Annotated in this window: 21 protein-coding genes and 2 tRNA genes; 8 read left to right on the top strand and 15 right to left on the bottom strand. The window is 70.0% G+C overall.

Features of this window, described 5'->3' with window-relative positions; genetic code table 11:
* Positions 1-36: 36 nt before the first annotated feature.
* The 6 genes from ACFV7R_RS20100 to ACFV7R_RS20075 form a co-directional block, all read right to left on the bottom strand.
* The gene (locus ACFV7R_RS20100) at positions 37-1,293 is read right to left on the bottom strand and encodes an HD-GYP domain-containing protein (protein WP_385265040.1); all 1,257 of its coding nucleotides are present in this window, start codon (positions 1,291-1,293) and stop codon (positions 37-39) included.
* On the bottom strand, positions 1,290-2,603 hold the full coding sequence (locus tag ACFV7R_RS20095) for an HD-GYP domain-containing protein (protein ID WP_385265038.1): 1,314 nt from the start codon (positions 2,601-2,603) through the stop codon (positions 1,290-1,292). Before ACFV7R_RS20095 ends, ACFV7R_RS20100 begins: the two co-directional genes overlap by 4 nt.
* A 157-nt stretch (positions 2,604-2,760) precedes the next feature.
* The gene (gene rsrA, locus ACFV7R_RS20090; RefSeq protein ID WP_129802239.1) at positions 2,761-3,075 is read right to left on the bottom strand and encodes a mycothiol system anti-sigma-R factor; all 315 of its coding nucleotides are present in this window, start codon (positions 3,073-3,075) and stop codon (positions 2,761-2,763) included.
* Entirely contained in the window at positions 3,072-3,767 is a 696-nt protein-coding gene (gene sigR, locus ACFV7R_RS20085; RefSeq protein WP_224736785.1) for an RNA polymerase sigma factor SigR, read from the bottom strand. Before sigR ends, rsrA begins: the two co-directional genes overlap by 4 nt.
* A gap of 256 nt (positions 3,768-4,023) precedes the next feature.
* On the bottom strand, positions 4,024-4,650 hold the full coding sequence (locus tag ACFV7R_RS20080) for an alpha/beta family hydrolase (RefSeq protein WP_385265035.1): 627 nt from the start codon (positions 4,648-4,650) through the stop codon (positions 4,024-4,026).
* A gap of 1 nt (position 4,651) precedes the next feature.
* A complete protein-coding gene (locus ACFV7R_RS20075) occupies positions 4,652-5,467 on the bottom strand; it encodes an SOS response-associated peptidase (protein WP_385265032.1) in 816 nt (271 codons plus the stop codon).
* Positions 5,468-5,516: 49 nt separating this feature from the next.
* On the opposite strand from ACFV7R_RS20075, the gene ACFV7R_RS20070 reads away from it, so the two are divergent.
* The 4 genes from ACFV7R_RS20070 (at position 5,517) to ACFV7R_RS20055 (ending at position 9,121) form a co-directional block, all read left to right on the top strand.
* Complete coding sequence (locus ACFV7R_RS20070; RefSeq protein ID WP_385265029.1) at positions 5,517-6,230, top strand: M50 family metallopeptidase; 714 nt, start codon at positions 5,517-5,519, stop codon at positions 6,228-6,230.
* Positions 6,231-6,317: 87 nt separating this feature from the next.
* Positions 6,318-7,634: a 3-phosphoshikimate 1-carboxyvinyltransferase gene (aroA, locus tag ACFV7R_RS20065; protein ID WP_385265026.1), complete on the top strand. Its 1,317-nt coding sequence runs from the start codon at positions 6,318-6,320 to the stop codon at positions 7,632-7,634.
* A 16-nt stretch (positions 7,635-7,650) separates the two neighbouring features.
* A complete protein-coding gene (gene rsgA, locus ACFV7R_RS20060; RefSeq protein WP_385265023.1) occupies positions 7,651-8,661 on the top strand; it encodes a ribosome small subunit-dependent GTPase A in 1,011 nt (336 codons plus the stop codon).
* Positions 8,662-8,797: 136 nt separating this feature from the next.
* Positions 8,798-9,121, top strand: a complete 324-nt coding sequence (locus ACFV7R_RS20055; RefSeq protein WP_129802245.1) for a multidrug efflux SMR transporter — start codon at positions 8,798-8,800, stop codon at positions 9,119-9,121.
* 9 nt (positions 9,122-9,130) lie between these two features.
* Here the strand turns inward: ACFV7R_RS20055 and ACFV7R_RS20050 are convergent, their stop codons facing one another.
* The gene (locus ACFV7R_RS20050; protein ID WP_385265020.1) at positions 9,131-9,739 is read right to left on the bottom strand and encodes a TetR/AcrR family transcriptional regulator; all 609 of its coding nucleotides are present in this window, start codon (positions 9,737-9,739) and stop codon (positions 9,131-9,133) included.
* A gap of 150 nt (positions 9,740-9,889) precedes the next feature.
* Between ACFV7R_RS20050 and hisN the strand changes: the two genes are divergently transcribed.
* Both hisN and ACFV7R_RS20040 read left to right on the top strand, forming a co-directional pair.
* Entirely contained in the window at positions 9,890-10,690 is an 801-nt protein-coding gene (hisN, locus tag ACFV7R_RS20045) for a histidinol-phosphatase (protein ID WP_129802247.1), read from the top strand.
* A 124-nt stretch (positions 10,691-10,814) separates the two neighbouring features.
* Positions 10,815-11,207 carry a cyclic nucleotide-binding/CBS domain-containing protein gene (locus tag ACFV7R_RS20040; RefSeq protein ID WP_385265017.1) on the top strand — a complete coding sequence of 131 codons (393 nt, stop codon included), beginning with the start codon at positions 10,815-10,817 and terminating at the stop codon, positions 11,205-11,207.
* 74 nt (positions 11,208-11,281) lie between these two features.
* On the opposite strand, the gene ACFV7R_RS20035 is transcribed toward ACFV7R_RS20040, so the two are convergent.
* Entirely contained in the window at positions 11,282-12,754 is a 1,473-nt protein-coding gene (locus ACFV7R_RS20035) for a catalase (RefSeq protein WP_385265014.1), read from the bottom strand.
* Between the two features lie 125 nt (positions 12,755-12,879).
* Here ACFV7R_RS20035 and ACFV7R_RS20030 point away from each other — a divergent pair, with 125 nt between their 5' ends.
* The gene (locus ACFV7R_RS20030) at positions 12,880-13,296 is read left to right on the top strand and encodes a Fur family transcriptional regulator (RefSeq protein ID WP_129802250.1); all 417 of its coding nucleotides are present in this window, start codon (positions 12,880-12,882) and stop codon (positions 13,294-13,296) included.
* A gap of 116 nt (positions 13,297-13,412) precedes the next feature.
* Here ACFV7R_RS20030 and ACFV7R_RS20025 read toward each other — a convergent pair.
* The 4 genes from ACFV7R_RS20025 to ACFV7R_RS20010 form a co-directional block, all read right to left on the bottom strand.
* Positions 13,413-13,486: transfer RNA gene (locus tag ACFV7R_RS20025), tRNA-Met, on the bottom strand.
* Between the two features lie 190 nt (positions 13,487-13,676).
* Positions 13,677-15,494 (bottom strand): sel1 repeat family protein, encoded by a 1,818-nt coding sequence (locus ACFV7R_RS20020; RefSeq protein ID WP_385265011.1) that lies wholly within the window; start codon positions 15,492-15,494, stop codon positions 13,677-13,679.
* Between the two features lie 205 nt (positions 15,495-15,699).
* A tRNA-Met gene (locus ACFV7R_RS20015) sits at positions 15,700-15,773 on the bottom strand.
* 57 nt (positions 15,774-15,830) lie between these two features.
* A complete protein-coding gene (locus tag ACFV7R_RS20010) occupies positions 15,831-18,794 on the bottom strand; it encodes a UPF0182 family protein (protein WP_385265318.1) in 2,964 nt (987 codons plus the stop codon).
* 163 nt (positions 18,795-18,957) lie between these two features.
* Between ACFV7R_RS20010 and ACFV7R_RS20005 the strand changes: the two genes are divergently transcribed.
* Positions 18,958-19,500: a PPA1309 family protein gene (locus ACFV7R_RS20005; protein ID WP_129802251.1), complete on the top strand. Its 543-nt coding sequence runs from the start codon at positions 18,958-18,960 to the stop codon at positions 19,498-19,500.
* Positions 19,501-19,570: 70 nt separating this feature from the next.
* On the opposite strand, the gene ACFV7R_RS20000 is transcribed toward ACFV7R_RS20005, so the two are convergent.
* The 3 genes from ACFV7R_RS20000 to ACFV7R_RS19990 form a co-directional block, all read right to left on the bottom strand.
* Positions 19,571-20,668 carry a PDZ domain-containing protein gene (locus ACFV7R_RS20000; RefSeq protein ID WP_385265008.1) on the bottom strand — a complete coding sequence of 366 codons (1,098 nt, stop codon included), beginning with the start codon at positions 20,666-20,668 and terminating at the stop codon, positions 19,571-19,573.
* Between the two features lie 53 nt (positions 20,669-20,721).
* Complete coding sequence (locus tag ACFV7R_RS19995) at positions 20,722-20,886, bottom strand: hypothetical protein (RefSeq protein ID WP_165396464.1); 165 nt, start codon at positions 20,884-20,886, stop codon at positions 20,722-20,724.
* Between the two features lie 180 nt (positions 20,887-21,066).
* Positions 21,067-21,525 carry a molybdenum cofactor biosynthesis protein MoaE gene (locus tag ACFV7R_RS19990; protein WP_385265005.1) on the bottom strand — a complete coding sequence of 153 codons (459 nt, stop codon included), beginning with the start codon at positions 21,523-21,525 and terminating at the stop codon, positions 21,067-21,069.
* Positions 21,526-21,544: the final 19 nt, after the last annotated feature.

Genomic DNA, 21,544 nt, shown 5'->3' with positions numbered 1-21,544 from the left:
TCGCCCGCCACCACCCTGCCTGAGGCTCCCCCGGAGCTAAACACCCGGGGGGACCTCCATCGCGCCGCCCCTCTGGTTCCACAGCACCCGGGCCAGCGCCTCGACGACGTCGGGAGCGTAGTCCCCGGCGGTCCCCAGCCGCAGCTCCTCCAGCGCCGTCAGGGGTCCGCCGGGCCCGGCGTCGCGCACCTTCTCCTCGTACGCGTTCACGGCCCGTACGATCCGGGCGGCGACCGGCTGCTCCGGGTAGGGGTCGGCCTGCCGCTCCACGACGACCGCGACCGAGGGGTCGACCCCGGTCTGCCGTACCACGGCCCCGCCCAGCAGCGCGATCCGCCGCTGCTCGGCGGCGGGCAGCGCGGCCGTGGCCCCGGCCGGCACCGGATCGACCAGGCTGAGCTGCCCGATGTCGTGCATGAGGGCCGCGTACTCGAGCACGGTGAGCTCGGGCTCGCTCAGCCCCAGGTCCCGCCCGACGGCCCGGCTGAGCGCGGCCACCCTGCGAGCATGCCCGGCCGGCGTGTACCCCGCTATCTCGGTGGCCCGGGCGAGGGAGGCGATGGTCTGCCGGTAGGTGGTCCGCACGGCCGCGTACCGCCGCAGGGACACCTGCGCGAGCAGCAGCGGCAGACAGAACACGGGCAGCGCCCACAGCCCGACGACGGCGACCGCGAGCGCCATCACCGCCCCGGTCGCGCACACGGCCGACCCGATGCCGGGCATGGCCCGCAGCTCGTCCCGCAGCAGCGGCCCGAACGGCCACCCGGTACGGGAGTGCGCCAGTGCCGCGGCGAGCATGGCGTCGCACAGCACGCTCACCGTGAGCAGGGCGATCAGCAGCAGCGCATAGGCGGGCCCGCTCCAGTCCCCGAACAGCCCCTGCTGGTACAGGGGTTGGAAACACAGGGCGGCGAACCCCACGGTGAGTACCCGCCGGGCCAGATGATCGACCACGGGCCCCCGCCCGCGCGCGATGTGCGGCACGCATCCGACCAGTGAGGCGGCGAGCACGACACTGACGACCTGGGCGACGCCGTGTGCGGTGGGGCTCCCGGCGTCCTCGCCGAGCAGGGCGTACGACAGCGCTCCCGCGGCCCCGAGTGGCGCCGCCTCCCTGACCTGCGGTCCCGTCCATCGGGCCAGCTCCCCGACGGTGACGAGCACCCCGAAGGCAAGGGCGACACCGCGTTCTTCGAGGCCGGTCCAGAGGGTGAGAAGAAGGCAGGCGCAGGCGAGGAGGGCTGCGGAGGCGTGGATGAGGGTGAGGAGGAAGCGCGGACGGGGAGAGGTCAACGGTGCGCCCCTGTCCGACTGGAAACAGGCGGAGCGGGTGGATGAACGCGACGGGACTGCACGCCGTCAGCCGTTACCGCCGGGTGCCACCCCCACCGCTCGATCCCTCGCAGCAACGCCGCAACCATCCGAGGATCGAACTGCGTTCCCGCACACCGCTGGAGTTCCTCCAGCGCGGCCGCAACAGGCCGCCCCCGCCGATAGGACCGCGTGGACGTCATCGCATCAAACGCATCCGCCACGGCAACCACCCGAGCGGACTCAGGAATCTGGCTCCCCATGAGCCCGTACGGATACCCGCTCCCGTCCAACCGCTCGTGATGGTGCAGTACGGCCGCCCGGGCCTCCCCCAGAAACGAGATCCCCCGCACTATCTCGTGCCCGTACTCGGGATGCAGCTCGATCACCCGCCGCTCCTCGGGCGTCAACGGCCCGTCCTTGCGCAGCAGCCGCGTGGAAACCCCCAGCTTCCCCACGTCGTGCAGAATCCCGGCGAACCGCAGGACCTCCACCCGCTCGTCGTCCATGCCCAGTTCGCGCGCGATCATCATCGAGGCCTGCCCGACGCGCTCGCTGTGCCCGCGTGTGTACTCGTCCTTGATGTCGACGGCCTGCACCAGCGCACGGATCGTCGCCTGGTGGGCCCCCCGCTCCCGGTGGTACTGCGCGAATGCCCACCAGGACACGCACATGGGCAGCAGGACGAGCAGGGAGGCGGGCGGCCCGTACGGGCTGCGCCACAGCATGGCCATCATCAGCCCGGCGAGGCCGTGCACCGCGAGCGGCGCCAGTGACCGGAGGAAGAGCCCCCGCCAGGCGGCCCGCACGGGCACATGCTCGGCGAGCGCGAGAATCCCCCCGTCCAGCACGGTCAGCACCAGGCAGAACGCCAGCACGGCGGCCCCGGCCGGCACCAGGGCGTAGGGGAAGTCGGGCGCCACCACGGCGTCCCGCCCGCCGAGCGCACCATGGACACGGGCGGCGGCCCACACCGCGAGGGCGAGCTGGGCGGCCCGCCAGATCCGCCGCAGCCCCGCAGGACGCCGCTCCACCGGCGACAGCAGCGCCCCCGGCAGGGCGACGAGCGCGGCGGCGGCCGGCGGCAACAGGAACGCCCCGGCGAGCAGGACGGGGTGGAAGGCGCCGGCGATGCGTCTGCGGGCGAGCCGCTCACCACCGGCGTACAGAACGGCCAGCAGGGTCGTCGCCCACCACGACGCACGTACCGTCGGCAGCGGCAGCAGGCAGACCAGGGCACCGAGGACGACGCAGGCGACGTACACACGTGCGCGCGCCGGAACCGTCTCCATGACGACGCCCCTCCCCCGGTCCCCCGACCGTGCCTGTCCAGGCTCCGGAGCTTAGGACGGTGAGGGGGAGAGCGCGGCCGACGGACGGCCGATTAGCACGTTCGGGTGACGGGACCCCCGTAGCGGAATCCCGTAGTGGAATCCCGCACCCGGAGTTTCAGGATTCCTGCGGGGTCGCCTGGGGCGTGGCCGTCACGTCGTGCTCGGGCACGGTCTGCCCGGAGCGGATCAGATCGATCCGCCCCATGACCTTGGCCCGCAGGTCGGTGGGCACGTCGTCATGCCCGCAGCACCGCTTGACCAGCTTCTTCACGGCCTGCTCCAGGCCGTACTTCTCCAGGCACGGCGAGCATTCCTCGAAGTGGTGCTGGATCTTCTCGCGATCGATGTCCGGCATCTCACTGTCGAGGAACTCGTACAGATGGTCCAGGACTTCACTGCAGTCCGTCTCGTGCGGCTCTCCGCAGCTCATGAGCCCGAGCCTTTCGCTTCGTTCGACTCTCCGGCGCCCGCCGGGACCAGCCCCCGCTCACGGGCGTAGTCCTCGAGCATGCCGCGCAGTTGACGGCGGCCCCGGTGCAGCCGGGACATCACCGTACCGATGGGTGTCCCCATGATGTCCGCGATCTCCTTGTACGCAAAGCCCTCTACGTCCGCGAGATAGACGGCGATGCGGAATTCCTCGGGGATCGCCTGCAACGCTTCCTTCACGTCCGAGTCGGGCAGGTGGTCGAGCGCCTGCGACTCCGCGGAGCGCAAGCCCGTCGACATGTGCGACTCGGCACGGGCGAGCTGCCAGTCCTCGATCTCCTCGGCCGCGCTGCGCTGGGGTTCGCGCTGCTTCTTGCGGTACGAGTTGATGAAGGTGTTGGTGAGGATCCGGTACAGCCACGCCTTCAGGTTGGTGCCCTCGCGGAACTGGTGGAAGGACGCGTACGCCTTGGCGTACGTCTCCTGCACCAGGTCCTCGGCATCGGCCGGGTTGCGCGTCATACGCAGCGCGGCCGAGTACATCTGGTCGAGGAATTCGAGCGCGTCCCGCTCGAAGCGCGCACTGCGCTGAGCGGTCGACTCCGTGCTCGAGTCCGCGCTGATGCCCTGGCCCTCGGGCAGCTCCGCCTGGCCGTTGTCGGTCCCTGCGTCGGTACCGGTGACCGGACCCACCTCCTCAAGATTCCGGGCGAGACCGAATGCGGTCCCACCAGAATCGGAGGATAGACGACGATCCGCCCCCGCCGCCGCTCGAAAAGGAGCGACCTTGGCCGCGTGCAGCACCGTCCAGTCCAGGTCAGTGCGGCTGCTGCGGCTCGGGCAGTAGATCGAACCCATGCGGCGGACTTCCTCTCCTACGACGTCGGTGCTGGTCATCAGCACTTCTGTCCGCCTCAACAGTGGTCGGGGCCCTGACATTCCCGAAGCTTTACCCGAGTGACCCGGTCCACTGCACCACCGCGTCCGTGAGGACCCCCAGAGCCTGCTCCTGCGTGATCTCCGCCCGCTTCGGCACGGCGAAGCCATGATCGCCGTACGGCACCTCGACCAGCTCGTGGGAACCCTCGGGGAACTCCGCGGGCTTGCCCCACGGGTCGTTCCCGCCCTGGACGACGAGGGTCGGCACCCCGGCCCCGAGCAGCTCCTCGGCGCGGGACTTCTCCGGCTTGCCCGGCGGGTGGAGCGGGAAGGCGAGGGCGAGGACCGCCGCCGCTCCGAGCTCCGTCGCCGTACGGCAGGCGACCCGGGCGCCCGCGCTGCGCCCGCCCGCGACGACCGGCAGTCCGGGCTTGGCCAGGGCCGGCCAGATCCCGCGCCAGCCCGCGTCCAGCGTCTTCGGCGCGGGGGCCATCTTCTTCCCGGCGACCCGCCAGGGCTGCTCGACGCGGGCGACGCTCACCCCGTGCCTGGGCAGCACGTCCGCGACCGCCTCGAGGTCGCGCGCCTCGATGCCACCGCCGGCGCCGTGGCCGAGGGCCAGAACGAGCCTGGCCCCCCGCGCCTTGTGCCAGGTGATGCGGGCGGTACCGGCGTCCGTCTCGATGATCTCGCTCACATCAGAAGAGTGTGCCCTCTTCGGGGCCTTCGAGCTCCTCGAGCAACTCCGGCCCGTTGTTGCGGACGCTGCTGACGGCCGTGGTCACGGGGTAGGCGCGCATCAGGCCGGGCGGGGGCGGGGCGAGCAGCTCCCGCAGGTCGTCGGGGTCGGTGCGGGAGGGGTCGAGCCAGGCGTCCCAGCGGTCCGGGGTGAGCATCAGCGGCATCCGGGGGTGGATGTCGGCGAGGGTGTACGGGCCGTCGGCGGGGGCCACCGCCAGCGGGCTCTTCTCGGCCTCCGTGGTGATGACGGAGCAGGTGACCCACCAGGCCTGCGGGTGATCGTCGGGCAGCGTCCGGTCCCGCCAGAACTCGTACAGCCCGGCCATCGCGAACACCGACCCGTCGGCGGGGAGCACGAAGTACGGCTGCTTGCGCGGCCGCTTCTTCTTGCCCTCGACCTCCAGGTCCCGCTCCTGCTTGCCGGTGACCCACTCGTAATAGCCGTCGGCGGGCAGGATGCAGCGCCGGGTGGTGAAGGCGCGGCGGTAGGCCGGCTTCTCGTGGACCGTCTCCGCGCGCGCGTTGATCATCCGGGCGCCGCCCTCGGGCGTCTTGGCCCAGGACGGGACCAGTCCCCACTTCAGCTTGCGCAGCTGGCGAACCGGGCGCCGGTCGTCGACGTCCTTCAGAGGACGGTCGAGGACCGCGTGGACCTCTTTGGTCGGCGCCACGTTGTAGTCGGGCTCCAGGGTCTCCTCGGACTCCCACTTCTCGATCTCGAAGATTCCTGCGAGATCCTCGGGCCCACGACTCGATGCATACCGTCCGCACATACGTGCCACACTGCCAGACTCCGCCGACCAGAGGGAGCGCCCCACAAACATGGACAGCACTACAGCCACCTCTCTGTGGGACGAGCTCATCGGCACCCAGCCCGACCCCGACGTGTGGGTGGTGATCGCCACCCTGGTCGCCGCCCTCGCGGTGATCGTCCCGCACGGCCTGTGGCGCGTCTTCCGCAACGCCATCACCATCGCCCACGAGGGCGGCCACGGCCTGGTCGCCCTGCTGACCGGCCGGACCCTGACCGGCATACGGCTGCACTCCGACACCAGCGGCCTCACCGTCAGCCGCGGCAAGCCGTACGGCCTCGGCATGATCCTCACGGCCGCCGCCGGCTACACCGCTCCCCCGCTGCTCGGCCTCGGCGGCGCCGCGCTGCTCGCCACGGGCCGCATCACACTGCTGCTGTGGCTGGCCACGGCACTGCTGGTGGCCATGCTGGTGATGATCCGCAACGCGTACGGGGCACTCACCGTGATCCTGACCGGCGGCCTGTTCCTGATGGTGTCCTGGCTGACCGGGCCACAGGTGCAGGCGGCGTTCGCGTACGCGGTGGTGTGGTTCCTGCTGCTGGGAGGCGTACGCCCGGCGTTCGAACTCCAGGCGAAGCGCTCACGCGGAGGCGCGGGAGACTCGGACGCGGACCAGCTGTCCCGCCTGACACACGCCCCGGCAGGCCTGTGGCTTTTCCTGTTTCATGCGGTGTCCTTTTCCTCACTGATAGGCGGGGGCCGCTGGCTACTGGGGGTATGACCAGCCGCCCTAAGGGGCGCGGGGAACTGCGCGACCAGCCACGACGCAGCCGCACCCGAACGACGGCCTCCCACTAGAGTGGGGCCCATGGCCCCGAACGACGCACACACCACCCTCTGGCCCGCCCCGCACGCGAGCGGAGCCGTCGATGCCACGGTCCACGTGCCCGGGTCCAAGTCGGTCACCAATCGCGCCCTGGTGCTCGCCGCCCTCGCCTCCGAGCCCGGCTGGCTGCGCCGTCCGCTGCGTTCCCGTGACACGCTCCTGATGGCGGGTGCCCTGCGTGCGATGGGCGTCGCTGTCGAGGAGGGCGTGGGTCCGGACGGCACCGGCGAGGCCTGGCGGGTGCTCCCGGCCGGTCTGCGCGGCCCGGCCACGGTCGACGTCGGAAACGCCGGCACGGTGATGCGGTTCCTGCCGCCGGTCGCCGCGCTCGCCGACGGCCCCATCCGCTTCGACGGGGACCCGAGGTCGTACGAGCGCCCGCTGAACGGCGTGATCGACGCCCTGCGCGTCCTCGGCGCCCGGATCGACGACGACGGTCGCGGTTCGCTGCCGCTGACGGTGCACGGCGGGGGCGCCCTGGACGGCGGCCCGGTCGAGGTCGACGCCTCCTCCTCGTCCCAGTTCGTGTCGGCCCTGCTGCTGTCCGGCCCGCGTTTCAACCAGGGCGTCGAGGTCCGCCACACCGGCTCGACGCTCCCCTCGATGCCGCACATCCGCATGACCGTCGACATGCTGCGCGCGGTCGGCGCCCAGGTCGACACCCCGGAGTCGGGCGGCGAGCCGAACGTCTGGCGGGTCACGCCGGGCGCCCTGCTCGGCCGTGACCTGACCATCGAGCCGGATCTGTCCAACGCGCAGCCGTTCCTGGCGGCGGCGCTGGTGACCGGCGGCAAGGTGCTGATCCCGGACTGGCCGTCGCGCACCACCCAGCCCGGCGACCGGCTGCGCGAGATCTTCACCGAGATGGGCGGTTCCTGCGAACTGACCGACTACGGCCTGGAGTTCACCGGCTCGGGCTCGGTCCACGGCATCGACGTGGACCTCGGCGACGTGGGCGAGCTGACCCCCGGCATCGCGGCGGTCGCCGCCCTCGCCGACTCCCCGTCCACCCTGCGCGGGGTGGCCCATCTGCGCCTGCACGAGACGGACCGGCTGGCCGCCCTCACCAAGGAGATCAACGAACTGGGCGGTGACGTGACGGAGACGGCCGACGGCCTGCACATCCGCCCGCGCCCCCTGCACGGCGGGATCTTCCACACGTACGAGGACCACCGGATGGCCACCGCCGGCGCGGTCATCGGCCTCGCGGTGGAGGGCGTGCAGATCGAGAACGTGGCGACGACGGCGAAGACCCTGCCGGACTTCCCCGACCTGTGGACCGGGATGCTAGGGGACTGACGGGCGGACCAGGATCATGCGCCGCTACGGCAAGCACACCGACGAGGACGACATCCGCTCCCGCCCCAACCGCAAGGGCAACCGGCCGCGGACGAACATCCGGCCCAAGCACGAGGACGCCGCCGAGGGCATGGTCCTCACCGTCGACCGCGGCCGGCTCACCTGCCTCGTCGAGGACCGGATCGTGCTGGCGATGAAGGCCCGCGAACTGGGGCGCAAGGCGGCGGTGGTCGGCGACCGGGTGGCCCTCGTCGGTGATCTGTCCGGCATGAAGGACACGCTCGCCCGGATCGTGCGCATCGAGGAGCGTACGTCGGTGCTGCGCCGCACCGCGGACGACGACGACCCGTACGAGCGGGTGGTCGTCGCCAACGCCGACCAGCTGGCCATCGTCACCGCCCTCGCCGACCCCGAGCCGCGGCCCCGCCTGATCGACCGCTGTCTGGTGGCGGCGTACGACGGCGGCCTCGAACCGCTCCTGGTCATGACCAAGTCGGACCTCGCCCCGCCCGACAAGCTCCTGGAGCTCTACGGTCACCTGGACATCCCGTACGTCGTCACCAGCCGCGAGGAACTGGACAGCGGCGAGGCGGCGGACCGCGTACGGGGCCAGCTGGACGGCAAGATCACGGCCTTCGTCGGCCACTCCGGCGTCGGCAAGACGACCCTGGTCAACGCGCTGGTGCCCAAGGAGCGCCGCCGCCTGACCGGGCATGTGAACGTGGTGACGGGCCGCGGCCGGCACACCACGACGTCGGCCCTGGCGCTCCCGCTGTCCGGCACGGACGGCTGGGTGATCGACACCCCGGGCGTACGGTCCTTCGGCCTCGCCCACGTCGACCCGTCCCGGGTGATCCACGCCTTCCCCGACCTGGAACCGGGCACGGAGGGCTGCCCGCGCGCGTGCAGTCACGACGAGCCGGACTGTGCGCTGGACGCCTGGGTGGCCGAGGGCCATGCCGACCCCGCCCGCCTGTACTCGCTGCGCCGGCTGCTGGCCACGCGGGAGCGCAAGGAAGGCGACTGACCCGCGCGTTGTTTCTCTTCACGCGGGGTTTGCCTCCCGGCGGGTCCGGTAAGGGCATAATCGCTAGGCCAGATCCCAAGGGTGAGCAGAGCCTGACAAGCGGTCACTGGACGTGGACGTACGGGGAGGACAGCACATGGCGTGGCTGCTGGTCATCGTGGCCGGGTTGCTCGAAACCGGCTTCGCCGTCTGCCTGAAGCTGTCCCACGGTTTCACGCGGCTGTGGCCGACCGTCGCCTTCTGCATCTTCGCACTGGGCAGCTTCGGCCTGCTGACACTGTCCCTGAAAAAGCTCGACGTGGGCCCCGCCTACGCGGTGTGGACCGGCATCGGCGCGGCCGGCACCGCCATCTACGGCATGATCTTCCTCGGCGACATCGTGTCCACATTGAAGATCGTCTCGATCAGCCTGGTGATCATCGGCATCATCGGCCTCCAGCTGTCCGGCTCGGCCCACTGAGCCGAGGGCTCACACCGGCTGCCGGTACAGGGCCCCGCGCACCAGGTCGGCGACCCCGCCCTCGACAGGCGGTGCGGCCACGCAGGACAGCGCGAGGCGGACGACCAGTTCGCAGGAGCGGGCCAGATCGGCGGTGTCCGTCTGCTGCGCGCCGGGACCGGCCAGCACCCCCACCGCGCGGTCGCGGACGAGCGCCACGAAGTCGCCGGGCGAGGGCAGCGGCCCGTCGGCGCGCCGCTGCGCGGGTACGGCGGAGGAGGACGGCACCGCCGACAGCCTCGGTGCGGGCAGCCGTTCGTTCCAGCAGCCGGTGAGCATGGCCCGTACCAGCGCGTTCTGCCGGGCGGCCGACGTGGTCCACTCCGCGGTGGCGGTGAGCCGCTCACGGGCGTCGCTGTGGGTGGCCAGCGCGCGTTCGACGCCGGCGAGATACCCGTCGGCCTCCCTGCGTACCAGCGCCCGGGCCAGCCCCTCCTTGCTGCCGAACTCGTTGTACAGCGTCTGCCGGGACACCCCGGCCGCCGCGGCCACGTCCACCATCCGCACCGCGGCCCACGGCCGACGGGCGAGCGCCGTGTAAGCGGCATCCAGCAGGGACTCCCGCGCTGCAGGCATCATCGCCTCCCGGGACAACGAATTCCTGCCCAGATTTGACGCGCCCGGGGGCACTGTCAAGGGTTCGCACAGGCGCGGAGGGGGCGCACCAGGGCACCCCTCCCACGCCGCCCCCCATAGCCCCGTACCGACAGATCCAGATACCGTTCGCCCATGCCCGACTATCTCGACGACCTGCGTCTCGCCCACGTCCTCGCGGACGCCGCCGACGCCGCGACGACGGACCGCTTCAAGGCCCTCGATCTCAAGGTGGAGACGAAGCCCGACATGACGCCGGTGTCCGAGGCCGACCGGGCGGCCGAGGAGCTCATCCGCGGCCAGCTGCAACGCGCCCGCCCCCGCGACGCGATCCTCGGCGAGGAGTACGGCATCGAGGGCACCGGCCCGCGCCGCTGGGTCATCGACCCGATCGACGGCACCAAGAACTACGTCCGCGGCGTCCCCGTCTGGGCCACCCTCATCTCGCTGATGGAGGCGGCGGAAGGCGGCTACCAGCCCGTCGTGGGCGTCGTCTCCGCCCCCGCCCTGAACCGCCGCTGGTGGGCCGCGAAGGGCCACGGCGCCTTCACCGGGCGCAGCCTGTCCTCCGCCACCCGGCTGCACGTCTCCCGGGTCTCCAAGCTGTCGGACGCCTCGTTCGCGTACTCCTCCCTGTCCGGCTGGGAGGAGCAGGACCGTCTGAACGGTTTCCTGGATCTCACCCGCGAGGTCTGGCGCACGCGCGCGTACGGCGATTTCTGGCCGTACATGATGGTCGCCGAGGGCTCGGTCGACATGTGTGCCGAGCCCGAGCTGTCGCTCTGGGACATGGCCGCGAACGCGATCATCGTGACGGAGGCCGGCGGCACCTTCACGGGTCTCGACGGCCGTCCGGGCCCGCACAGCGGCAACGCGGCCGCGTCGAACGGCCTGCTCCACGACGAGTTGCTCGGCTACCTCAACCAGCGCTACTGAACGCCCCCTTGTTGACCCTCTCTTTGCCTGTCACTCTGAGAATCCCCGGCCTTGTGAACTTGTGAAACGGTGAACAAAGTGCGATGACCGAAGCCGGGGCTCCCTCAGGAGGTGGCTCCATCCCATGCTCGTCCGCGACGCCATGAGCACGGTGGTCCTCACCATCGGCCCCACCCACACGCTTCGCCAGGCAGCCGCCCTGATGTCCGCCCGCAAGGTCGGCGCGGCCGTGGTCCTCGACCCCGACGCCGGCGGCATCGGCATCCTCACCGAGCGGGACATCCTCAACTCCGTGGGCCTGGGCCAGGACCCGGACACGGAGCTGTCCCACGCCCACACGACCACCGACGTCGTCTTCGCCGCCCCGGCCTGGACCCTTCAGGAGGCGGCCCGTGCCATGACGCACGGCGGTTTCCGCCATCTCATCGTCCTCGACCGCCGCGAACCCGTCGGCATCGTCTCGGTCCGCGACATCATCCGCTGCTGGGTACCGGTCCGGCAGCAGGTACCGGCCTAGCAGCGCCGAACGGGCCGGGCTCCCGAGGGAACCCGGCCCGTCGCCACGACAAGCGATCCAGTGCTGGTGGGTGGTCAGCCGCGCAGGGCCTGGACTGCGGCTTCCAGCCGCTTGCCGAAGTCACCGTCCGCCTGGCGGAAGTTGTTGATCGCCCGCTCGGCGATGTCGTCGCGCGACACCCCGGCGATGCTGCCCGCCAGGTTGTTGATCAGGCGCTCCTTCTCGTCCTCGGACATCAGGCGGTAGAGGTTGCCCGCCTGGACGAAGTCGTTGTCCTCGGCGTGCACCGGCGCCGGGTGGTTGCCCGTACCGGCCGTGAAGTCCGAGGTGGAGGCCCACAGCGGCCGGTCCGTCTGGAACGGGCCGCCGAAGCTGTTCGGCTCGTAGTTCTTCGCGCCCTTGTGGCGGCCGTCGTACAGATAGCCGTCACGGGAGTTGGTGCGCGCCTCGGTGGCGTGCGGGCGGTTCACCGGCAGGTGGTCGGCGTTGATGCCGACGCGGTAGCGGTGGGCGTCGCCGTATGCGAAGAGGCGGCCCTGGAGCATCTTGTCCGGCGACGGGCCGATGCCGGGCACGAAGTGCGCCGGGGAGAAGATCGACTGCTCGACCTCGGCGAAGATGTTCTCCGGGTTGCGGTTGAGCTCCAGCTTCCCGATCTCGATCGGCGGGTAGTCCTCGTGCGGCCACACCTTGGTGAGGTCGAACGGGTTGAAGCGGTACGTCGCCGCGTCCGCCGCCGGCATGATCTGCACCTGGACGGTCCAGCTCGGGAACTCGCCGCGCTCGATGGCCTCGCGCAGGTCGCGCTGGTGCGAGTCGGGGTCCTTGCCCGCCAGGATCTCCGCCTCCTCGGCGGTCAGGTTCTTGATGCCCTGGTCGGTCTTGAAGTGGTACTTGACCCAGAAGGCCTCGCCGGCCTCGTTGTTCCACTGGAACGTGTGCGAGCCGTAACCGTTCATGTGGCGGTACGAGGCGGGGATGCCGCGGTCGCCGAACAGCCAGGTCACCTGGTGGGTGCTCTCCGGGCTGAGCCCCCAGAAGTCCCACACGTTGTCGGCTTCCTGCGAGCCGGTGTACGGGTCGCGCTTCTGGGTGTGGATGAAGTCGGGGAACTTGATGGCGTCCTTGATGAAGAACACCGGGGTGTTGTTGCCGACGAGGTCGTAGTTGCCCTCCTCGGTGTAGAACTTCAGCGCGAAGCCACGCGGGTCACGGACGGCGTCCGCCGCACCCAGGTTGCCGGCCACGGTCGAGAAGCGCAGGAAGACCTCGGTCTGCTTGCCGATCTCGGAGAGGAACCCGGCCCGGGTGTACTTGGTCACATCGGCGGTCACCGTGAAGGTGCCGTAGGCACCGGCGCCGCGGGCGTGCACGACCCGCTCCGGGATGCGCTCACGGTTGAAGTGGGCGAGCTTCTCGAGCAGGAGCTGGTCCTGGACGAGCACCGGGCCGCCGACGCCCGCGGTTTCGCTGTTCTGGTTGTCGGCGACCGGAGCACCGGCCTCCGTCGTAAGCGGTCCCTGCGTCACGTGCGCCTCCTGCGTCATTCCTGACCGTTCCTGTTCCTCGGCCAAAGCCAGGCTCGATCCTACAATGGACATTGTCTAAGTCAAGCAGAGCTCCAAAGCCACACCTATTCGTAAACTGGTTACCAGCTGCTAAGCTGAGCTTTATGAGTGACCTTCTGGAACGACTGCGCGGACGTGGATGGCGGATGACCGCGCAGCGGCGTGTCGTGGCCGAGGTCCTCGACGGCGAACACGTCCACCTGACGGCCGACGAGGTCCACGCGCGGGCTGTCGCCAAGCTGCCCGAGATCTCCCGGGCGACCGTCTACAACACACTGGGCGAGCTGGTGTCCCTGGGTGAGGTGCTCGAGGTCGCCACCGACAAGCGCGCCAAGCGGTACGACCCGAACGCCCACCGGCCCCACCACCACCTGGTGTGCGCCCAGTGCGGCGCGATCCGCGACGTCCATCCGAACGGCAACCCGCTGGCCGATCTCCCGGACTCGGAGCGCTTCGGCTTCACGGTCTCGGACGTCGAGGTGACGTACCGCGGCGTCTGCCCGAACTGCGCGAGCGCGTAACGACAGCCTTCCAGTCAGCCCCGGCATCGATACGGTGCCGGGGTTTTCTGCTGCGTACGGGCACTCAAACGCACTGAAGGGCTCGGATCGAATGATCCGAGCCCTTCAGTCTTCAGTAGCGGGGACAGGATTTGAACCTGCGACCTCTGGGTTATGAGCCCAGCGAGCTACCGAGCTGCTCCACCCCGCGTCGATGAACGCAACGTTACGTCAAGGACGAGGAAGGAAGCAAATCAGTTACCCGCACCGACGTGGGGCGGCACGGGTGGGCGCTGGGGTCCCCCTCTGGGGGAGGCACCCCGTCACGCCGGGCTGCGCTCCCGACCGGCCTCAGCCGCGACGCCGGGCACCCGCCGGACCAGCTCCAGCGCGGGCCGGCGTCACGCCGACAGCTCCTCCCGCAAGGCATCCCGCAACCGTGCCGCCCGCTCCGCAACCTCCGCCGGCCCCAGGTTCACGGCACGGTCGGCCCACCGCTGCCCCTCCGCCAGCTCCCCCCGACGCGCGTAGACGAGGGCCAGCCGCAGCGCCGCCCGCCCGTGCCCCGCGTCAGCGGCCCGCGTCCACCACACGGCAGCCTCCGGCTCACTCCCCTCCCGAGCCAGCAGCAGCCCAAGATTGAACGCTCCGTTCCGCGATCCGGCCTCGGCCGCCTCCCGGTACCACCGAGCCGCCTCGACCACATCACCGCGCGCCGCGGCCAGCATCCCGACCCGCACCTGCGCTCTGCGATGCCCTTGATGAGCCGCCCGCTCGTACCACTCCTCGCACTCGGACTTCTCATGCACCGACTCCCCCAGCTCGTGCTGAGGAGCCGGCGGCCGCCGAGCGTCGAGCAGGGCCGCCAGCCGGTAGGCGGCTTCCGCGCTCCCGCCACCGGCCGCGCGCCGAAGATGCCGCTCGGCGTCCAGCTCGTCCCCGTCCCGCAGTCGCGCGATCCCGACCTGCAGCGCGGCTTCGATGTGCCCGGCGGCAGCAGCCCGCTCGTACCACCGCAGCGCGGCCGCGTCCTCGCCGCGTCCGGCATACAGAATCCCCAGGTTGAACGCGGCGTCCACGCTTCCCGCCTCCGCGGCCTTGGAGAACCACGGCTCGGCCCCGGTCTGGTCCCCGCCCTGGAGCAGCAGGATCGCCAGCGCGTTCGCCGCCTCCCGATGCCCGGCGTACGCCGCGCGCCGGTACCACTGCTCGGCCTGTGTGGTCCGCCCTTGCTCGGCGCAGAGCAGCCCGAGGTTGTAGGCCCCGTTGACGTCCCCGGCGTCCATCGCGGCCCGGTACCAGCGCTCGGCGGTCTGGGTCTGGCCGCGCTCGGCGTGCAGCGCGCCCAGTGCGTTGGCCGCGTTGCCGTCGCCCTCCTGCGCGGCGCGCAGCCACCAGACGGCGGCGCTCTCCTCGTCCCCGGCGTCCCGGAGCAGGAACCCGAGCGCGCAGGCAGCGCGCGCCTCGCCGTCCTTGGCGGACGTCAGATACCAGCGCCCGGCCTCCTTCAGCTCGCCGCGCTTCTCGAGAATCGCCCCGAGGTGCAGCGCGGCCCGGCGGTGGCCGCGTGCGGCGGCCTGCCGGTACCACTGTTCGGCCTCCGCCTCCACAGGCGGCTCGACACCGTTGTCAGACCCGGCCCCGCCCTCCTGTGCCGCCCGGCGATCAAGCGTGCGCGCCAGCCGGTACGCCGCTTCCCGGTGGCCCCGCTCGGCGGCGACCCGCATCCACTGCTCGGCGTCGGCGTCGGCGCGGTGCTCCAGCAGGTCGGCGAGGGCGTAGGCGCCCAGGACGTGTCCCTGTTCGGCGGACTGGCGCAACCAGTACTCGGCGGCGGGTTCGTCACCGCGTTCGCGGTGGTGCCGTCCGAGGGCGTGCGCGGCGGCCGCGCTGCCGGCGACGGCGGCGATCCGCCACCACCCGGCGGCTTCGTCGGCGTACCCACGCTGGTGCAGCAGGACGCCCAGGTTGTTGGCGGCGGCGCGGTCGCCCTCGGCGGTCGCGGCGCGCAGATGGGGTTCGGCTCCGTCGAGATCGCCGCGGCGCAGCAGCATGGCGCCGAGGACGCTCATCGCCTCGACGTCACCGGCCTCGGCGGCGAGCCGCTGACGCGCCTCCTCGGCCGCTTCGCCGGTTTCGTCCCGGGTCTCCTCCTGGCCGGAAGGCTGCACAAATCGCCCTGTCTCGAACAGAGTCGCCTTGTCCCCCATAACGTCCATCGTCGCACCACCTGCAACCTGGGTACACCTGGTATACCGCAGCCAGTGAGGTCACTTCAGCGTTTTGTCGACATGCCCACAGAGAGATAAGTCAAACACAGTTCTGCCAACTCCCCACGGCGGCACGGCGATATGGCACATCGGCACATGCGTTCGCACACCACGAAGGCCCGGATCCTTGGAGGATCCGGGCCTTCGACTTCAGTAGCGGGGACAGGATTTGAACCTGCGACCTCTGGGTTATGAGCCCAGCGAGCTACCGAGCTGCTCCACCCCGCGTCGTTGTTCTGCAACAGTATCACGACGCGGGGAGAGCTTTTCGATCAGCTGCTTCGATCAGCTGCTGTTCGGACTGCTGGTGGGGCTGGGACTGCCAGTGGGGCTGGGACTCTTGGTGGGCTTGGGGCTGCTGTTGCCACCGCCACCGCCCGTTTCACCGGCCTGCGACTGCGCCTCCTCGGCCCGCTTCAGCGCCTCCTCCAGGTCCTCCTGAGCCCTGCCGTAGGCCTCCCAGTCGTTGTTCTTCAGGGCTTCCTGGCCGGCCTCGAAGGCCTTCTGGGCGTCGCTGAGCGCTTCCTGGACCGTGGGGTTGTCCGCTGTCGGCGGCGGTGTCGTGTCCTCACCCTCGCCCTCGTCCGGTGGTGTCGGGGCCGAACCCTCCGCTCCGAAGACCTTGTTGAGGGCCTGGTCGAGAGTGTCCTCGAAGGCGGTGTTGCCGCCGTAGGACACCAACACCTTGCGCAGCAGCGGGTACTTCAGTCCGCCACCGCGTACGTAGACCGGCTCCACGTACAGCAGTCCGCCGTTCAGTGGCACCGTCAGCAGGTTGCCGTACTCCACTTCCGAGTCGCCGCCTCTCAGCAGCCGGATGGACTCGGCGATGTCCTGTTCGGAGTTGAACTGGCTCTGGACCTGTTTGGGTCCGTTGACCGTCGTACTGGTGGGCAGTTTCAGGATTCTGATCTTGCCGTAGCCGCCGGTGCCCGCCTCGGCGTCGACCGACATGAACGCGCTGAGGTTGTCACGGCCGTTGGGCGTGAACGTCGTCGTCAGCGAGAACGCCTGTTCCTTCTGGTCGGGCATCTTCATGCTCAGGTAGTACGGCGGCACCGCGTCGCCCGACTTGTTGGTCGGGTCGTCCGGCACCTGCCACACCTCGCTGCCGCTGAGGAACGTGTCGGCGTCCTTGACGTGGTAGCGGGTGAGCAGCTCGCGCTGGACCTTGAACAGGTCCTGCGGGTAGCGGAGATGGGCCATCAGCGAGTTGCTGATCTCGCTCCGCGGCTCCACCGTGTCGGGGAACGCCTTCATCCAGGTCTTCAGGACCGGGTCCTGGGTGTCCCACTGGTAGAGCTTGACCTCGCCGGTGTACGCGTCGACGGTCGCCTTCACCGAGTTGCGGATGTAGTTGACCTGGTTCTGCTGGGCCACCACCGCGCGCTGGTCGTTGGTCGCGGTCAGCGAGTCCGCCGTGGTGGTACCGAGGGTCGTACGGGAGGCGTACGGGTATCCGTTCGTCGTCGTGTACGCGTCGACGATCCACTGGATCTTGCCGTCCACCACCGCCGGGTAGGCGTCGCCGTCGATGGTCAGCCACGGGGCGACCGCCTCGACACGCTCCTTCGGGGTGCGGTTGTACAGGATCCGCGAACCCTCGCCGATCGCCCCGGAGTACAGGATCTGCGGCTCGTTGAGCGCCACCGCGTACGCGGCCCGGTTTATCGGGTTGGCGAGGTTGATCCCGCCCTTGCCCTCGTAGCTGTAGGTCTTCTCACCGCTGTCGTCGGAGTAGTCGATCTCCTTCTGGGGACCGCCGACGATCGAGTAGGTGTTGGTCTTCTCGCCGTAGTAGATCCGCTGCTGGTAGGTGCCCAGCTGGCCCTTGGACGGCAGGTCGGACTCGGTGAAGACCGGGCGGCCCTCGGAGTCGGCGGTGGTGCCCTTGGCGGCGACCACGCCGTATCCGTGGGTGTAGCGGAAGTGGTTGTTGATCCAGTTCTGCTTGTCGATGCCCGCGTAGTTCAGCTCGCGCAGACCGATGACCGTGTCCTGGTCCTTGCCTTCCGCGCTGTAGCGGTCGACGTCCAGATTGGTCGGGAACGCGTAGTACTTCCGCATCTGTTGGAGCTGCTGGAACGTCGGCGAGACGATGTTCGGGTCCATGATGCGGATGCTGGCCGTGGAGTCGACGTCGTTGCGCAGCTTGGCCGCGTCCTCGGTGTTGCTCGTGCCCGAGTAGTCGGTGACCTGGGTGCCCTCGATGCCGTACGCGTCACGCGTCGCCTTGAGGTTCTTCGCGACGTACGGGGCTTCCTTGGCCTGCTCGTTCGGCTGGACCTGGAACTTCTGCACGATCGCCGGGTACAGCCCGCCGATGAGGATCGCGGAGAGCACCAACAGGCCGAAGCCGATGAGGGGCAGCTGCCAGGTGCGCCGCCAGATGGTGGCGAAGAACAGCAGAGCGCAGATGACGGCGATGCAGAACAGGATCGTCTTGGCCGGCAGATAGGCGTTGGCGTCGACGTACCGCAGGCCCGTCCAGTTGTCCGTCGCCTTGAAGTCGCTGGACTTGACCGCGAGGCCGTACCGGTCGAGCCAGTACGCGACCGCCTTCAGGGCGACGAAGATGCCGATGAGCACCGACAGGTGTCCGGTCGCGGCAGCCGTGGCGCGCGCGCCGGGGCTGGTGATGCGCAGCCCGCCGTACAGGTAGTGGGTGAGCGCGGCGGCGATCACGGAGAGGATCGTGGCGGCGAAGCCGAAGCCGAGCAGGAACCGGTACCAGGGCAGGTCGAAGGCGTAGAAGGCGACGTCCAGCTGGAACTGGGGGTCCTTCTGCCCGAAGGGCACGCCGTTGACCCACATCAGCCAGGTGCGCCACTGGCTCGACGCGGACGCGCCCGCGATCAGACCCACCAGGGCGGTGATCCCGAACAGCAGCCACTTCTTGTAGGGCGCGATGCCCATCCGGTAGCGGTCGAGGCTCTGCTGCTCCATCGACATCGCGCTCAGCGGCGGGCGCAGCCGGTGGGCCAGCCAGATGTTGAATCCGACGGCGACGGCCATGAGCAGGCCGAAGACGAAGAAGAGTCCGATCTTGGTCCACAAGGTGGTGGTGAAGACGGACGAGTAGTTCACCGACCGGTACCAGAGCCAGTCAGTCCAGAAGCCCGCGAACATGGTGAACGCCATGCCGAGTACGGCAAGGACGCCCAGTGTCATGAGCAGGGTCCGGACTCGCCGGGACGGGCGGCCCACTCTGATCCGTGGCCCCGTCGGGCCTCCGCCGCGGTCCGGCATCTGGAAAGCCAAGGTGGCACCTCGAAAAATCGCTGTTTGTCTGTCAGGCCCCCGTTGTCGCGGGCCGTCCGTGGGCCCCGTGATCGTAGGCCCTCACCTATGCAACTTACTCACGCTTTACTCGGTTCCCGATTCCGGGCGGGAACGAGGCAGGATTGTGACCATGTCCAACACACCCATGGCGGCGAGCCCGCTCACCCGGGCCGTACTCGAGATCGACGAGTACGCCTCCGGCCTCGGCTGGGACCAGCCCGCCCGCCTCTTCGCCCTCGTAGACACCGCGCAGCTGCGGGCCCAGGAACCCGCGCTGGCGGCGCAGCTCGGCCTGGGGGACGAGCAGGAGGCCGCCGGTCTCACCCCGATCGAGCAGGACGAGGTTCCAACGGACAAGCCGCTGGATGAGTTCCTCGGCACGATCGCCTGGCCCGATGCGGTGGCCGGCTGTGCGCTGACGGTGGAGCGGCTGATGCTGCCGCCGTCCGCGGAGGCGCAGGTTCCGGAGGACCTGGACGAGGCCGCGCTCACGAAGTGGGTGGCGCGGCACCCGGAGCGCCAGGAGGTCCGGATGACGGTCGCCGTCCTGCGGGACGGCGCGCGGGAGTCGGCGCTGCGGCTGCGGGAGAAGGACTCGCCGACGGAGGTCCTCACCGGCTCGGAGCTGGTGCCGGGTCTGGCGCAGGCGCTGGCGGCGACGTTCGAGGACTGAGGTCTGCCTGTACGGCACTGGGGCGCCCTTGACCGTGCGGGCGCCCCCGGCCGCGCGTGATCCCTGTTGCTCAGCCCTTGGTGGTGCACTTCGGCAGGTCGGCGGTGTCGCCGCTGCGGATGTCCTCGAGGGCGTCGAGCGCGTCGTCGATGGTGTTCACCTTGACGAGCGTGAGACCGCTGGGGGTGTCCTTGGCGGCGGACGCGCAGTTGTCGGCGGGCGTCAGGAAGTACTGGGCGCCCTTGCTGCGTGCGCCGACGGTCTTCATCTCGATGCCGCCGATGGGGCCCACCTCGCCTTCGTCGTCGATGGTGCCGGTGCCGGCGACGAACGAGCCGCCGGTGAGGCTGCCCGGGGTGAGCTTGTCGTAGATGCCGAGCGCGAACATCAGGCCGGCGCTGGGGCCGCCGACGTCGGCGAGCTTGATGTCGATGGTGAACGGGAACGTGTGGTCCGTGCCCGCGGAGATGCCGACGATGGCGCGCTTCTCGCCGGTGTCGTCGGAGGTCGTGGTGGTGATCGTGACCTTCTCGGTCTTCGTCGCCGTCCGGTTCTCCTTCTCGGCGGCGGCCTGCTCCTTGGCGGGCACGATCGTGAAGACGACGTCCTCGCCGGGCTTGTGCCTGGTCACCAGTTCGGCGACGTCGGCGGGCGCCTTCACCGTCGTACTGTCGACGGCCTTGATCACGTCACCGGCGTGCAGTCTGCCCTCGGCCGGGGAGTCCTTGACCACGGTGGAGACGATCACCCATGACTTCACCGGTACGTCCAGTTCCTTCAGGGCGGCGACCTTGGCGCTCTCCTGGGACTGGCTGAACTCCTCGGCGTTCTCCTGGGTGGACTGCTCCTCGGTCTTGCCGTCCGGGTAGAGCGTGTCGTGCGGGACGACCTTGTTGTCGTGCGCGAGCCAGCCGTAGACGGCCTCGACGAGGTTCATACGGTAGTCGGCGCTGGTGACGCGGACGGTGGTCATGTTGAGGTTGCCGCTCGTCGGATAGGTCTTGCGACCGGAGATCTGCAGCACCGGCTCGCCGTCGTGGTCCCCGAGGGTGTTCACCGTGGGCCCCGGGGACATCTCCGAGTACGGCACGGGGATGAGTACTCCCGCGCACAGGAGCGCGATCAGCATCAGGGTGGAGGCGAGCATCGTCGCGGTGCGGCGTGGCATGGAACGACAGTACGGGACGTTTCTGTCAGCGCACCGTCAGGGCAGCCCGGCGGTCACGGGCTGGTGCGGGACTTCTCCATGGCCTCACGGAAGCGCGCGTACCCGTCCAGCTCGGGGCCGTCGCTTCGCGCCCTGCGGGTCCGGTTGGCCCAACTGCCCCACAAGCCTGCGGCGATCGCAGCCACAAGCGGAATCAGCAACCAGGCGAGCGCCGCCATGCCGACCTCCCAACCCGATGAGCGTCTGCGACTGACCGATCAGCAGATTAACCGTCTGCACCGACAACGCTCACGTCAGGGGTGCGGTTACGCAACCGGAAGGGTTAACGGAGCCCCACAGATTTCAGCAGGCGCCCACCCGCCCACCCGTCGCCCGACCACCACCCCTCAACGACGGCGCTACGCGCCGACCCATTCTTCGGTCCCGTCCGAGAACTTCTGGTGCTTCCAGATCGGCACCTCGTGCTTGAGGTCGTCGATGAGCTTGCGGCAGGCCTCGAAGGCCTCCCCGCGGTGCGGACACGACACGCCGACGACGACGGCGAGGTCCCCGACCTTCAGATCCCCCACACGGTGCACGGCCGCCAGCGCCCGCACCGGGAACTCGGCGACGACCTTCTCGGCGATCCGCCGCATCTCGGCCTCGGCCGTCGGGTGGCAGGAGTATCCGAGCTCGTCCACGTCGGCTCCCCCGTCGTGGTCCCGCACGGTCCCCACGAACAGCGCGGTCCCGCCGGCGGCGTCGTCCCCGACGGCTCGGAAGACCTCGTCGAGGGAGAGCGGTGTCTCACGGATACCGATCAGCTTGATGGGATCCTGCGCGCCCTGCTCACCGGGATGATCGTTCATGGCAGCCATGGCTCCATCGTGCCTCACG

Origin of the sequence: Streptomyces sp. NPDC059866 (assembly GCF_042731325.1) — a bacterium.
GTDB classification, from domain to species: domain Bacteria; phylum Actinomycetota; class Actinomycetes; order Streptomycetales; family Streptomycetaceae; genus Streptomyces; species Streptomyces flavusporus.
Note: the sequence above shows the minus strand (reverse complement) of the source record. Positions and strands in the feature narration are given on the sequence as shown.